Source organism: Streptomyces sp. NPDC001922, from assembly GCF_042891165.1.
Lineage (GTDB): Bacteria > Actinomycetota > Actinomycetes > Streptomycetales > Streptomycetaceae > Streptomyces.
Window position 1 is genome coordinate 177293 of sequence record NZ_JBIASV010000009.1, and the last position, 14326, is coordinate 191618.

Sequence of the window (14326 nt, forward strand, 5' to 3'; positions counted from 1 at the left end):
GATGGCTGTCGAGAAGCTCTCGCTCGCCAAGGCGATCAACGAATCGCTCCGTAAGTCCATGGAGACCGACACCAAGGTCCTCATCATGGGCGAGGACGTCGGCAAGCTCGGCGGTGTCTTCCGCGTCACCGACGGCCTGCAGAAGGACTTCGGTGAGGAGCGGGTCATCGACACCCCGCTCGCCGAGTCCGGCATCGTCGGCACCGCGATCGGTCTGGCGCTCCGCGGCTACCGCCCCGTCGTGGAGATCCAGTTCGACGGTTTCGTCTTCCCCGCGTACGACCAGATCGTCACGCAGCTCGCCAAGATGCACGCCCGGGCGCTCGGCAAGATCAAGCTGCCGGTCGTCATCCGGATCCCCTACGGGGGTGGAATCGGCGCCGTCGAGCACCACAGCGAGTCGCCCGAGGCACTCTTCGCGCACGTCGCGGGCCTCAAGGTGGTCTCCCCGTCCAACGCCTCGGACGCCTACTGGATGATGCAGCAGGCCATCGAGAGCGACGACCCGGTCATCTACTTCGAGCCGAAGCGCCGTTACTGGGACAAGGGCGAGGTGGACACCACCGCCATCCCCGGCCCGCTGCACAAGGCCCGGGTTGCGCAGCAGGGCACCGACCTCACGCTGGCCGCCTACGGGCCGATGGTGAAGGTCTGCATCGAAGCCGCCGCCGCTGCGGCCGAGGAGGGCAAGTCCCTCGAGGTCGTGGATCTGCGCTCGATGTCCCCGATCGACTTCGACACGGTCCAGCAGTCCGTCGAGAAGACCGGAAGGCTGGTCGTCGTCCACGAGGCTCCGGTATTCCTGGGTACGGGTTCGGAGATCGCCGCCCGGATCACCGAGCGGTGCTTCTACCACCTGGAGGCCCCGGTACTGCGGGTCGGCGGCATGCACGCCCCGTACCCGCCGGCCCGGCTGGAAGACGAGTACCTGCCGGGGCTCGACCGGGTGCTGGACGCCGTCGACCGCTCGTTGGCGTACTGAGGGGCTTGAGGAGAGTTCGTGACGATGACTGAGACCGGTCAGCGCTTCCGAGAGTTCAAGATGCCCGATGTGGGCGAGGGACTCACCGAGGCGGAGATCCTCAAGTGGTATGTACAGCCCGGTGACACCGTCACCGACGGCCAGGTGGTCTGCGAGGTGGAGACCGCCAAGGCAGCGGTCGAACTCCCGATCCCCTTCGACGGGCAGGTGCACGAGTTGCGCTTCGCCGAGGGCACGACCGTGGACGTCGGCACGGTGATCATTTCGGTGGACACCGCGCCCGGGGGTGCTGCTCCAGCCCCGGCCTCGGCCCCGTCCTCGACCGAGGAAGGTGCTCCGGGGTCGGCCGCGGAGTCGGACGCGACAGCGGCCGGTGCTCCGGCCGCCGAGCAGAACACGGAGCCGGAGGGCCGCCAGCCCGTTCTCGTGGGCTATGGCGTGTCCGCCTCTTCGACGAAGCGTCGGCCGCGCAAGCCTCAGCCGGGGCAGGCGGTTCCGGGGCGTTCCGTGCCGGGCCAGGCGGGCGCAGGTGCAGGCGGCAACAACGGCACGGCATCGCCGCGGCCGACGGCTGCCGCGATCCAGGCGGAGCTGAACGGCCACACAGGCGCCCCTGCGGCAGCGCCCCCCATGGCGCCGTCCGGTGGTGAGCCCGGTGGGGCGCGGCCGCTCGCCAAGCCCCCGGTCCGCAAGCTCGCCAAGGACTTGGGCATCGACCTGGCCGCGGTGACCCCGACGGGCCGCGACGGTGTGATCACCCGCGAGGACGTGCACGCTGCCGCGGCCTCGGCCATGGCGGTCACCGAGGCTGCGCCGGTGACGTCGTCCGCACCGGCGCCGGTGGCACAGCCGGCCGTCGCAGCGGAGGGTGCTGAGACGGTCGCCCCGGGGGCCCGGGAGACGCGGGTGCCGATCAAGGGCGTCCGCAAGGCGACCGCCCAGGCGATGGTCACCAGCGCCTTCACCGCGCCGCACGTCACCGAGTTCATCACCGTGGACGTCACGCGGACGATGAAACTTGTGCAGAAGCTCAAGCAGGACCCGGACATGGCGGGTGTGCGCATCAACCCGCTCCTGCTGGTGGCGAAGGCGCTGCTCATCGCCATCCGGCGCAACCCGGAGATCAGCGCGGCGTGGGACGAGGCCAACCAGGAGATCGTCCGCAAGGACTACGTGAACCTGGGGATCGCTGCGGCCACACCGCGTGGCCTGATCGTCCCGAACATCAAGGACGCCCACGCCATGACCCTGGCCGAGCTCGCCGAGTCCCTCGGCGACCTGGTGTCCACCGCGCGGGAGGGCAAGACCTCCCCGGCCGCCATGCAGGGAGGCACGGTCACCATCACCAACGTCGGCGTCTTCGGCGTCGACACCGGTACCCCGATCCTCAACCCGGGGGAGTCGGCGATTCTCGCGTTCGGAGCGGTCAAGCTCCAGCCGTGGGTCCACAAGGGGAAGGTGAAGCCCCGCCAGGTGACGACTCTTGCGCTCTCCTTCGATCACCGACTGGTCGACGGCGAGCTGGGCTCCAAGGTGCTGTCGGACATCGCGGCGGTCCTGGAGGATCCGAAGAGGCTCGTCACCTGGGGCTGAGCTGACCGGGTCGCCTTGCGGATCCGTATGTCCGCCCGCGCCGATCCATCGGTCGGCCCTTGGCCGTTGGCTGGGTGCTCTGCAGCACCGACTGCCGACATGACTGCGGGCCGGCCGCGGGCCGGTTGCAGCCCTGACCTCGCCGACTGGTGGGTAATGCATCGGTGCCCCCGGTGTTCGATAGTTGGAGATTGCGCTCTGTGATGGTGGCCCGTCTGCGTCGAGCAGGCGGGCCACCGCTCTGTGCTGCCTGTCCGGCTGGACCGGACGGGCTCCGGTGCCTTGTACAGGGGGAACGTGGCTTGCTCCGGCGGCCGTTCCCGACAGCTTTCCGGACCACCTGATGGAGTGATTCACCCTGCAGAGCCTGGATTCGTCACTCTCCGTGACTGAAGATGGCTTGCGAACCTCCGTACGAGGGAGAGGTTCATCGGGGATGGGGGAGGCGCCATGGATGGAATGTGTTGCGCGGACGGAGCGGCAGAGGCAGCAGGACGGGCCTCTTCTGCGGAAGCCGACCGGGGGATGGCAGGCGCTCCCTCGGCGACCGCGACCGCGACCGCGACCGCGAATGCCGGTGTGGGTGGGAGCGCGGGGCCTGGAGCTGTAATTCCGGGGGTGCTGGATGAACGGGCCGCCTGCCTTGCAGCGTGTGTGCCGGGCCCGGAGACCGCCCCAATGATCGCGGAACTGGACCCGGCTCAGCTCTCCGCGGCGGGTCGGATCGACGCGCTGCGGGCTCTGGAGCGGCACGCGGAGTGGATTCAGGCTCTGCAGGTACGGGTGCTGGGTGCGCTGGACGCCGACCCGGTCGACCCTGCCCCTGAGGGCGACAGTCCCGCGGAGAAGGCGTGGGATTTCACCTGTGAACAGGTTGCCTGTGCGTTACGGATCTCGAACCGTACAGCTGCCACCCGACTGTCCACCGCCCGGCATCTGACGCGCACTTTTCGTGCAACTCTGGACCTGCTCCAAGCGGGGCGGATCCATTACAGGCAGGCGCACGCGGTCGTCGACGTGACGCGCAACCTGCCGCGCGCGACCGCGGTGCGGGTCGAGACGCTGGTCGTGCGCAGAATGCCTGAGCAGGCCGTGTCGGCAACCCGTAAGGCGCTGCACCGCGCGGTGCTCAAGGCCGACCCGGAGGGTGCGGACCGCCGTCACCGGTCGGCGCGAGCCGAGCGGAGGGTCTCCCACCGGATGGACCAGGACGGTATGGCCTGGTGGTCCGTCTACCTTCCCGCGGAACAGGCCGCGCAGTTGGATGCCGCCGTCGATACCCATGCCCGTGCTCTGCAGGGTGCCGAGGAACACCGGCTTGGCACGAAGGGTGCGCGTGGTGTGGAGGGGCGTCCGGGAGTGGATGCCGGGCGAACTCTGGAGCAGCGGCGCGTGGACGCGCTGGTCGACCTGGTTCTGCACGGGGACGTCCCGTTCAGCGGGACGGAGCTTCATGAGGACGGGGCAATCCTCAGGCCGGGCAATGCAGGCGGGCGCTCGGCCCCAACCGTCCAGGTGACGGTCTCCCTGGACACCCTGATCGGTGTCTCGGAAGAGCCGGCAGAACTCGAGGGGTACGGTGCCGTCACCGCTGTCCAGGCGAGGGCGCTCGCCGCGGAACCGGGCTCGGTCTGGCGACGACTGATCACGGACCCGGGGACCGGGATGCTGCTCAAGGTCGATCCCACCACCTACCGGCCCACGGCCGACGTCACGCGCCATGTCACCATCCGGGACCGGCGCTGCGCCTTTCCGAGTTGCCGGATGCCGGCTCACCGTTGCGACCTCGATCACATCGTGCCGTTCGATCACCGTGACTCCGCGTCCGGTGGACCGACGACGCCGGACAACCTCGTCGCCCTGTGCCGTCGGCATCACATGCTGAAGCACCACGCCGGCTGGTCGGTGACACGCGACCCTGCCACCGGGCGGACGACCTGGACCGCGCCCACCGGGCACGTCTACCTCAATGAACCGGGTCACTTCACCGCAGTGGCGTGAGGTCGCTCACGGGTACCTGCGAACTGTGTCCGTATCGCGGATGGTGCAGGCCGACGCATACCTGTTGTATCTATGCTGTGCGCATGCCTTCCGCTACTGCCCCCACCAAGCAACCTCCCGCTGCCGAGCGGGTGTACAGCCACGTCAAGCAGGCAGTCCTCGACCGCCGCTACGAGGGCGGCACGTTGCTCACCGAGGGGGACCTCGCCGAAGCCGTCGGCGTCTCGCGGACACCTGTGCGGGAGGCGCTGCTCCGCCTCGAGGTCGAAGGGCTCATCAAGCTCTACCCGAAGAAGGGCGCGCTGGTGCTTCCGGTCTCCGCTCAGGAGATCGGCGATGTCGTCGAAACGCGCCTGCTCGTCGAGGAGCACGCAGTTCGTAAGGCCGTTCCCCCGGGGCCGAGGCTCATCCAGCGGCTGGAGGAACTGCTGGAGGAGCAGCGCCGGTTCGCAGCGGAGGGCGATCTGGCCGCGGTGGCCGCCAGTGACCGGTGCTTCCACGCCGAGATCGTTCGCAACGCCGGGAATCAGATTCTCGAGCGGCTCTACGACCAGCTGCGTGACCGTCAGCTGCGGATGGGCGTCGCTGTGATGCACGCTCACCCCGACCGGATCGCCAAGAACATCACCGAGCACGCGGAGATCCTCCGGGCCCTGCGCAACGGGGACGCGGAAGCCGCTGCTGCCGCCGTCCACCAGCACGTCAGCTGGGTGAAGAACCTGGTCCGCGGAGACGAGCGGTGAGCGCCGAGCTACGACTTCCGGGTGACCCGCCCGGAGGGCGACGCGCCGTAGCCATCTGGGGGCTCGGAGTCGCGGTCTACTTCGTGGCCATCACCTACCGGACCAGCCTGGGCATTGCCGGCATCGACGCCGCCGACCGGTTCCACATCAATGCCTCGGCGCTGTCGACGTTCTCCATCCTCCAGCTCCTGGTCTACGCCGGGATGCAGATACCCGTCGGGCTGATGGTCGACAGGCTCGGCACGAAGAAGGTGCTGTCCCTCGGTGTCGTCCTGTTCACGGTCGGCCAGCTCGGCTTCGCGTTCTCCCATTCGTACGGCGCCGCCCTCTTCTCGCGTGCTCTTCTCGGCTGTGGGGACGCCATGACGTTCATCAGCGTGCTGCGACTCGGCGCACGCTGGTTCCCCGCCCGTCGGGGGCCGCTCATCGCACAGATCGCCGCGCTGTTCGGCATGGCGGGCAACCTGGTCTCCACGATGGTGCTCGCCCGGCTCCTGCACAGCGTGGGCTGGACCCCGACGTTCGCGAGCAGCGCGCTCGGCGGCGTTCTCGTCCTGGTGTTGATCCTGCTGTTCCTCAAGGACCATCCCGAAGGCTTCGAGCCCGAGACCATCCCGCATGCCGGCGGCGGTTTCGTACGGAAACAGATCGCTGCTGCCTGGCGCGAGCCCGGTACGAGGCTCGGTATGTGGGTGCACTTCACCACCCAGTTCCCCGCGATGGTCTTCATGCTGCTCTGGGGGATGCCGTTCCTGGTCGAGGCCCAGGGGCTCTCCCGGGGTGTCGCCGGCGAACTGCTCACCCTCGTCGTGCTCTCCAACATGGCGGTCGGGCTCGTCTACGGACAGGTCATCGCCCGTCACCACCGTGCCCGGATGCCGTTGGCGCTCGGCACGGTCGCCACGACCGCGCTCGCCTGGGGGCTCTCCCTGGGCTGGCCCGGCGGACAGGCGCCGGTGTGGTTGCTGACCGCGCTCTGCCTGGTGCTGGGATCCTGCGGTCCCGCCTCGATGATCGGGTTCGACTTCGCCCGTCCCGCCAATCCGCCCGAGCGGATGGGCACGGCATCGGGCATCGTCAACATGGGCGGCTTCACGGCCTCGATGGTGACGCTGCTGGCCATCGGTGTCCTGCTCGACGCGACCAGCGACAACTACCGGATCGCCTTCGCCTCCGTCTTCGTCCTGGAGGTGCTGGGGCTCTCGCAGATCCTGCGACTGCGGCGCCGGGCGGACCGCCTGGAGCGTGAACGAGTGGTGGCCAGCCGGGTGGAGACGGTCCACGTCCCTGCCTAGTCTTCGGGCAGCGCCCGTGACACGACCCGCGCCGCTACACCGTGATGGCGAACCGCCGCAGAATCGTCCGGGCGAGCTCCTGGTCGCCTTCGATCTTCACCGACTCCGCCACCGCGTCCGGCTTGCCCCGCCCGCAGGCCAGCAGCACATAGGTTTCCCAGCCCAGCGACAGCGTCGCCGTGGGGCCCAACGACGGGCTTTCGGTGATGGAGCCCCGTCCCTCGGCGTCCACCCGGACCGTACGGATGAACTCCAGTTCCCCGCTCACATCGAAGACAACCGCCGAATTCGGCGGCGCGTCCCCGTCCTTGGCGACGATCTTGGGCAGGGCTTCCAGCAGCAGGTCGCGGGCGACCAGCGCAGCCGGCGAGTCGAGGTTGCCCGGCCTGCCCACGGCCCGTCGCAGATCCTGCTCGTGGACCCAGACGTCGAACGCCCGCAGCCGCAGGGCGTGCTCCAGCGTCGTCTCACTGCCGAGCGGGCCGCGGATCCTGGTGTCCGGGTCCCGGGTCTCGTTCCGCAGCTGCCGGGAGCGACGGATGATCGTGTACTCCAGCTCCGCCGTCATCTCGGGCGCCGTGTGGCACCGCCGGACGTCGACCGGGACCTCCATGTACCGGGTGAGTTCGTTCGTCACGTGGTACAGGTCGCGAGGCAGGGTGTGGATCGGACGGGGGTCGCCGAGCATCTCGCACTCGACCCCGATGACATGGGAGACCACGTCGCGCACGGACCAGCCCGGGCAGGCGGTGGCGCGATTCCACTCGCCTTCGACGAGCGGTGTCACCAGCTCGGATATTGCCTCGATGGAGTGGGTCCAGGCGTCGACGTAGGTCTGGAGGCTTGGGTGGACGGTCACGTGACCCCTCGGGCGGTCGGTACGTGGGCTGGGTGCTCGAGCCTCGGCTCTGCCCGTTAAGTTACGCTGCGCACGGGCACCCCGGCAGTGCTTTCACGACTGATCGTAGGGCCTGTTGACCGCCTCGATTCGAACGCTCGAACCATGAGACTGGTGATAGTGTGCGCGCCTCATTGCTCCAGATCGACGTGAATCAGCAGGAGTCGGTCGAATCCCGCCGTGAGCGAGTGGCTTCCCTCGTCCGTGCCCAGTCCGACGCCGATCTCGTGGTTCTTCCCGAGCTGTGGCACGTGGGCGCGTTCGCCTACGAGAGCTTCACCGACCACGCCGAGCCGGTGCCGACGGCGGACGGTGCGGAGGCTCCGCTCGGCCCCACCTCCGAGGCGATGGCCGCTGCCGCCGCCGACGCCCGGGTCTGGCTGCATGCGGGCTCGATCGTCGAGAAGGCGCCCGATGGCACCCTCTTCAACACCTCTCTCGTCTTCGGCCCCGACGGTGCGTTCCACCGCTCCTATCGCAAGATCCACCGGTTCGGCTTCGACAAGGGCGAGGCCGTGATGATGGGGGCCGGCGACGAGATCGTCACCGTCGGCGTCCCGGACACCGTCATCGGCCTGGCCACCTGCTACGACCTGCGCTTCCCGGAGCTGTTCCGGCGGCTGACCATGGCCGGTGCCGAGCTGCTCGTCATCCCCGCGGGGTGGCCTGCCCGGCGCCGCGAGCACTGGACGCTGCTGTCCCGCGCCCGCGCCGTCGAGAACCAGGCCTACGTCCTGGCCTGCTGCTCGGCCGGCACCCACTCCGGGGTGGAGCAGGCGGGGCACAGCCTGGTCGTCGACCCGTGGGGTGAGGTCCTCGCCGAAGGGGGCACCGGTGAGGAGGTGCTCACGGTGCAGCTGGACCCGGAGCGCGTGGCCCGGACCCGGGAGGACTTCCCCGCGCAGCGTGACCGGATGCTGGGCCTGCCCGACCCGGACCGCCGCCCGTAGGCACGCTGCCCGCCGCAGGAATGACCACGTCCCGCATGTGGTTGGCTGAGGACATGGCTCCACGTGCACGCGTCCGCGCTCCCGAGCTGATTGGGAGGGGCGGCTGGCTCAACACCGGCGGCAACGACCTCACCCTCGCTGACCTGCGAGGACGAGTGGTCATTCTGGACTTCTGGACGTTCTGCTGCGTCAATTGCCTGCATGTCCTCGACGAGCTCCGCGAGCTGGAGGAGAAGCACCGCGACACCGTCGTGATCATCGGGGTGCACTCGCCCAAGTTCGTGCACGAGGCCGAGCATCAGGCGGTCGTGGACGCCGTCGAGCGGTACGAGGTCCACCACCCCGTCCTCGACGATCCGGACCTGGCCACCTGGAAGCAGTACGCGGTGCGCGCCTGGCCCACGCTCGTCGTCATCGACCCCGAGGGCTACGTCGTCGCCCAGCACGCCGGGGAGGGGCACGCCCACGCTTTGGAGAAACTCGTCGAGGAGCTGGAGGCCACGCACACCGCCAAGGGCACGCTGCGCCGCGGCGACGGCCCGTATGTCGCGCCTGAGCCCGTCGCGACCGAACTGCGCTTCCCCGGCAAGGCCCTCTTCCTGCCGGAGGGGACCTCCGGGGCGGGAACCTCAGGAGCAGGAACCTCAGGGCGAGGCACCTTCCTCGTCTCGGACACGACGCGGCACGCCCTGGTGGAGCTGGCCGAGGACGGCGAGACGGTGCTCCGGCGCATCGGAACCGGTGAGCGCGGGTTCACCGACGGCGGGCCGGACCGGGCGCGGTTCAGCGAACCGCAGGGCCTGGCCCTGCTGCCCGATGGCACAGTGGTCGTCGCCGACACCGTGAACCACGCGCTGCGCAGCTTCGACCCCGCCACCGGCGAGGTCGGTACCCTCGCCGGTACCGGCCGCCAGTGGTGGCAGGGCTCGCCCACGTCCGGACCCGCCCGCGAGGTGAACCTCTCCTCTCCCTGGGATGTGGCCTGGTGGGCGGACCGGCTGTGGATCGCCATGGCGGGCGTGCACCAGCTGTGGACGTACGACCCGTCGGCCGGCACCGTCGAGGCCGCCGCCGGCACGACCAACGAAGGCCTGGTCGACGGGCCCGCGGCGGATGCCTGGTTCGCCCAGCCGTCCGGGCTCGCGGCGACCGAGGAGCGGCTGTGGATCGCCGACTCCGAGACGAGCGCCGTGCGCTGGGCGGAGCGCGACGGCGAGGGCTTCGCGATCCGCACGGCCGTCGGCACCGGTCTCTTCGACTTCGGGCACCGTGACGGTCCCGCCGGACAGGCCCTGCTCCAGCACCCGCTGGGCGTGACCGCGCTGCCCGACGGCTCGGTCGCCGTCAGCGACACCTACAACCACGCGCTGCGCCGCTACGACCCGGAGACCGACGAGGTGACCACCCTCGCCACCGATCTGCGGGAGCCGTCCGGAGCCGTGCTGGTCGACGGCGACATCGTGGTCGTGGAGTCCGCCCGTCACCGGCTGACCCGGCTGCGGCTGCCCGAGGAGGCCGTGCGGGTCGCATCGGTAGCGCACCGGACACAGCGGACGGCGACCGGTATCGCCCCGGGGACGCTGCGGCTCGACGTGGTCTTCCAGGCCCCGGCCGGCCAGAAGCTCGACGAGCGGTACGGCCCGTCGACCCGCCTGATCGTCAGCTCCTCGCCGCCGGAACTGCTGGCGGACGGCGCCGGTACGGGTACCGACCTCGGCCGGGACCTCGTCCTGGCCGAGGGGGTCACGGACGGCGTGCTGCACGTCTCGGCGATGGCGGCATCCTGCGACGACGACCCGGCGAACGAGTACCCGGCCTGCCATGTGCACCAGCAGGACTGGGGCGTCCCGGTCCGGGTGACCGCGGACGGCGCGGACCGGCTTCCGCTGCTGCTCGCCGGACTGGACGAGGGGTGACGCCCGGCTCCGGCACCGTGACATCCGGGCCGGGGCCGCACCTGCGGTGGGGGGACGTGTGACCCGTGTGCACGGCGATGTGCACCACCGGCCGCCCGTCGGCCTGGGCCGGTGGAGGCGGAGAGCTCACCGGACATCGGTGGCGCGGCGGTCGTGTCTCTGCGCCCAGGGCCGCCCTGTGCACTGCGCAGTGGTGCGTGAGCAGCGGTGTCCTGGTGAACGGGACAGCTGGCCGGAGGCGGCTGCTGCTGATGGTGTCCCGGTGAACGGCGCTTTCGGGTAGCCGTTTGCCGATGGTGTCCCGCTTGACGGGACAGCTCCCGGGCCGATGGTGTCCTGCTCGACGGGACAGCTCCCGGAGGGAGCCGGTGGCGGATGTCCCGGTGAAGCGGACCGTCCCCGTGACTGCCGCGGGAACGCTCAGCGGTAGTAGCGGTGTTCGTCCTCGACCTCGACCACCGGAGCGCCCGGTGCCGGAGGCTGGACCCGCCGGCGCTTCAGGATGCTCACGTACGCCGCGAGGCCGATGAATCCGACCGCCATCATGATCAGGCCGGCCAGGTCGACGTTGACCCCGGCCATGTGCCAGTCGGTCGCGAAGGTGAGGATCGCCCCTACTGCGATGAGACCGATGCACCCGCCGATACCCATGGTGTCCGCCTTCGTTGTTCGTATGGCTGTTCCGTGACCGGGGCCGGGCTCCTGCCGGACCTGTGACGGACTGGACCCTTTTCGGGTACCCGGGTCCGGAACGGCCATGCGGTGGGGGCTTCATGGGGCTCAGGAGAGCCGGTCGTACGGGAGTCGGATGGGAATCCGGCCGGCCGCGTCGCCGCCGGGCGCGGGCCGGTTCCGGTCCGCGTCTCAGCTGGTCCGGTGCGTCACCAGGTGAGAGCGTCGGCCATGCTGTCCAGCCAGTACGTCACCTGCGCGTGGGCGTCGGCGTGGGCCGTACCGCCCGGGGCCTTCAGGATCACCGGACGGTCTGCGTCACGCTTCCCGTCCGTCTCGGTGACATCGACGCGGAGTTCGGACATGACATAGCGGCCCGATCCCCTCCCGGTGTTCGTGCCCGTGTCCGTGCCGGAGAGACGGATCCCGGCGTAGACGGTGCCGCCGGGCGGGATCGTGGTGACCGACTGCGAGCTGCTGTTCTCCGCCCGGTCGAGGGCGGGCCGGTCGGTGCCCAGGGTCACTCGGGGACCGGTGGCGGCGTCGCAGGCGGTCCGTGAGGTGTTGGTGGCCGTGAGGACCAGGTCCCTGACGGGGCGTTCGATGGCTTTGATCCGCAGAACGGTGTTCGCGGTGGTGCAGACCGGACCTGTCCGCCCGGCGGCGTCCTCCCGGGCGAAGGCGCCGCCCAGGCTGCTCTCCTGCCGCCCGTCGTCCCCACCCGACGCCTGGCCGGGCTCCTGCCCGCCTCCGGCCCGTCGTTCGCCGGCCCCGGTCCCCCTGCCGGAGCCGCGTCCGTCGCTGCCCGGCCGCCCGGACCCCGGCTCTGCACCGTCGCCCGGCTGCGTCCGGCCGGTCTCGCGCCGTGCGTCGCTCGCCCCCAGGCGCCCGGAAGCCCCGCGCCCTCCGCCTGCGTGGCGCCGTTCGTCGTCCGGTGCCGCGCCGTCGCTGCCCCGGCTCGCGCCGGCCTGTCCGGAGGCCTTCGGGGGCGCCGACCCCGACGGGCCCGTCCCGGGCGAACCGGTCTCCAGGCTGTTCGTGGAGTCGTCCGAGATCCGCACCCCGGCGCCCGAACCGTCATTGCACGCGGTCAGCGCGAGGGCGGCCACGGCGGTCAGGCAGGCCGCGGCGAGACGCAGCGAACGGGACTGGCGGGGGGCGGCGGACGGCATGTCGGTCTCCCGTGGGGATGGGCGGCTGACGAGTACAGGGGGAACCCTGCCGTGGCGCGTTGCCGTACCGCTAACTTCCGCCTAACGCTCCGCCCGGCCGCCGCGGCCCGGCCGGTTCCTGCCCGGGCCGGTCCCCTGTCGCGCCGGTTCCCCGCCCCGCCGGTCCATCTGCCCGGCCTGCTCCGCGCCCCTACCGCTCCGTGCCCCCGGGCGGTGCCGCCCCCGGGCGGTCGGTGTCGGGCCGCGCCGGACGGTCCGGCACGCCCCCGTCCGGACCCGCACCGCCTTCCACCTCGCGGGCGAACAGTTGCACCAGTGCGCTGATGACGTAGCGGTCCGTGGCCTCCTCGTCCACCAGGTGCATCTCGGCGAGCCGGTCCAGCCCGTCGCGGGTGCGGTCGGGGTCCGATCCGGAGAGGGCGGCCGCGGCCGAGGCGTCGACCTGGCGGCCGGAGCCCATGGCGAGCGTGCTGAGCAGCCGGGCGTCGTCCGCCGAGAGCCGCGCCACCGAATTCCTCAGTGCCGCGGCGACCCCGGCGTCCTCCGCGGACAGCAGGGCCAGCCGGCGCCGTTCGTCGCGGAGCGCGGCGGCCAGCCGGGCCAGCCGCCAGCGCGGGCGGGCCGTCAGCTGTGCCGCGGCAGCGCGCAGCGCGAGGGGCAGGCCGTCGCACAGGCCAACCAACTCCCGGGCGGCCTGCGGGTCGTCGGCCACCCGTTCCGTGCCGAGCATGGCACCGAGCAGCGCCACCCCCTCGTCCGCCCCGAACGCCTGCACCGGGACGGGACGGGCGCAGTCGGTGGCGACCAGTCCGTCGAGCCGGCTCCGGCTCGTCACCAGGGTCGCGCAGTACGGACCGCCCGGCAGCAGCGGCCGCACCTGCGCTGAGCTGCGGGCGTTGTCGAGGACGACCAGGAGCCTGCGGCGCGCCGCGATGGTGCGGAAGAGCGCGGACGCCGCCTCCACCGACGGGGGGACCCGGTCGGGCGGGGTGCCGAGCCCGATGAGGAACTCCCGCAGGACCGCGGCGGGGTGGGCCTCCTCACCCTCGCCGAAGCCGCCGAGGTCGGCGAAGAGCTGTCCGTCGGGGAAGGTGCCGGCGTGCTGGTGTGCCCACTGCACGGCGCAGGCGGTCTTGCCCGCCCCGGCGGGTCCGGTGACGACGGCGACCGGACTCTCCCCCTGCGCGGTGGCCGTGAACCACTCGGACAGCTCGCCCAGTTGGGTCTCCCGTCCGAGGAAACGGGCCGGCGGCCGGGGCAGCAGAGAGGGCGCCGTGTACTCGGCGTATCCGGAGTCACTGGTTCCGGTGCTGGGGCCGGTCGCCGTGTGCCGCTGCGAAGGGTGGTGTGCCGCGGGGGCGGCGGCCTCGGCGTGCAGGATGTCCTCGTAGGCGCGGGTGAGCCGCTCCCCGGGGTCGACGCCCAGTTCCTCGCCGAGGAGCTGCCGGGTCCGGTGGAACCAGCTGATGGCGTCCGACTGGCGGCCCGAGCGGTACAGCGCCCCCATCAGGTCGGCGACGAGCCCTTCGCGCAGCGGGTTGGCGGCGGCTTCGGCGTACAGGACGACGGCGGCCTGCTCGTGTTCGCCGAGCGCCCCGTGCGCGGTGGCCAGCGCCTCGACGGCGGCCAGCCGCCGTTCCTCCAGCGCGTGCGACGCGGCGGCGAACGGCGGGCTGGGCACGGTGCCGGTGAGCGCCGGCCCGCGCCACAGGCTCAGCGCCTCGCGCAGCAGCCCCACCGCGTCGCCCGGAGCCCCCTCGGGCCGGGCGAGGTCCAGCAGTTCGCTGAAACGGTAGGCGTCCAGCAGCTCTTCGGGAAGCCGCAGCAGGTACGCCGAGCCGTGCGTAGCGAGTTCGACGCCGTACCGCTCCGCGCCGCCCTCCGCCAGAACGGCCCGCAGCCGCGACACGTGTCCCTGGACGACCGTGCGGGCGTGGGCCGGTGGCTCGTCCTCCCAGAGGCAGGTGATCAGCTGCTCGAGGGAGACGATGGCGTTGGGCTGGAGCAGCATCATCGCCAGCACACTGCGCCGCTTGGCGGGTCCGAGCGGCAGCTCACCGGATGCGCCCGTGACGGTGACCGGCCCGAGCAGCGAGAACTCCAA

General features: G+C 71.2%; 11 protein-coding genes. 7 read left to right on the forward strand and 4 right to left on the reverse strand.

What is annotated here, in order from left to right:
- Window position 1 precedes the first annotated feature (1 nt).
- From ACFYYR_RS18440 to ACFYYR_RS18460, 5 genes are all read left to right on the forward strand, one after another.
- Window positions 2-982 carry an alpha-ketoacid dehydrogenase subunit beta gene (locus ACFYYR_RS18440; RefSeq protein WP_388853962.1) on the forward strand — a complete coding sequence of 327 codons (981 nt, stop codon included), beginning with the start codon at window positions 2-4 and terminating at the stop codon, window positions 980-982.
- Window positions 983-1006: 24 nt separating this feature from the next.
- On the forward strand, window positions 1007-2575 hold the full coding sequence (locus ACFYYR_RS18445) for a dihydrolipoamide acetyltransferase family protein (RefSeq protein WP_388854495.1): 1569 nt from the start codon (window positions 1007-1009) through the stop codon (window positions 2573-2575).
- Between the two features lie 678 nt (window positions 2576-3253).
- Window positions 3254-4576 carry a DUF222 domain-containing protein gene (locus ACFYYR_RS18450; protein WP_388853965.1) on the forward strand — a complete coding sequence of 441 codons (1323 nt, stop codon included), beginning with the start codon at window positions 3254-3256 and terminating at the stop codon, window positions 4574-4576.
- An 83-nt stretch (window positions 4577-4659) separates the two neighbouring features.
- Complete coding sequence (locus ACFYYR_RS18455; protein ID WP_388853968.1) at window positions 4660-5319, forward strand: GntR family transcriptional regulator; 660 nt, start codon at window positions 4660-4662, stop codon at window positions 5317-5319.
- Window positions 5316-6614: a nitrate/nitrite transporter gene (locus ACFYYR_RS18460; protein ID WP_388853971.1), complete on the forward strand. Its 1299-nt coding sequence runs from the start codon at window positions 5316-5318 to the stop codon at window positions 6612-6614. The genes ACFYYR_RS18455 and ACFYYR_RS18460 overlap by 4 nt, the downstream gene beginning before the upstream one ends.
- Window positions 6615-6648: 34 nt before the next feature.
- Here the strand turns inward: ACFYYR_RS18460 and ACFYYR_RS18465 are convergent, their stop codons facing one another.
- Window positions 6649-7473 carry a maleylpyruvate isomerase family mycothiol-dependent enzyme gene (locus tag ACFYYR_RS18465; protein ID WP_388853974.1) on the reverse strand — a complete coding sequence of 275 codons (825 nt, stop codon included), beginning with the start codon at window positions 7471-7473 and terminating at the stop codon, window positions 6649-6651.
- Window positions 7474-7634: 161 nt separating this feature from the next.
- Between ACFYYR_RS18465 and ACFYYR_RS18470 the strand changes: the two genes are divergently transcribed.
- Complete coding sequence (locus tag ACFYYR_RS18470; RefSeq protein ID WP_388853977.1) at window positions 7635-8462, forward strand: carbon-nitrogen family hydrolase; 828 nt, start codon at window positions 7635-7637, stop codon at window positions 8460-8462.
- Window positions 8463-8515: 53 nt separating this feature from the next.
- Complete coding sequence (locus tag ACFYYR_RS18475; RefSeq protein ID WP_388853980.1) at window positions 8516-10378, forward strand: NHL domain-containing thioredoxin family protein; 1863 nt, start codon at window positions 8516-8518, stop codon at window positions 10376-10378.
- A 420-nt stretch (window positions 10379-10798) separates the two neighbouring features.
- Here ACFYYR_RS18475 and ACFYYR_RS18480 read toward each other — a convergent pair whose 3' ends face one another.
- From ACFYYR_RS18480 to ACFYYR_RS18490, 3 genes are all read right to left on the reverse strand, one after another.
- Window positions 10799-11029, reverse strand: coding sequence for a hypothetical protein (locus ACFYYR_RS18480; RefSeq protein ID WP_388853983.1), 231 nt, complete (start codon window positions 11027-11029; stop codon window positions 10799-10801).
- Between the two features lie 230 nt (window positions 11030-11259).
- Window positions 11260-12222 (reverse strand): DUF4232 domain-containing protein, encoded by a 963-nt coding sequence (locus tag ACFYYR_RS18485; RefSeq protein ID WP_388853986.1) that lies wholly within the window; start codon window positions 12220-12222, stop codon window positions 11260-11262.
- 190 nt (window positions 12223-12412) lie between these two features.
- Window positions 12413-14326, reverse strand: coding sequence for a BTAD domain-containing putative transcriptional regulator (locus ACFYYR_RS18490; protein WP_388853989.1), 1914 nt, complete (start codon window positions 14324-14326; stop codon window positions 12413-12415).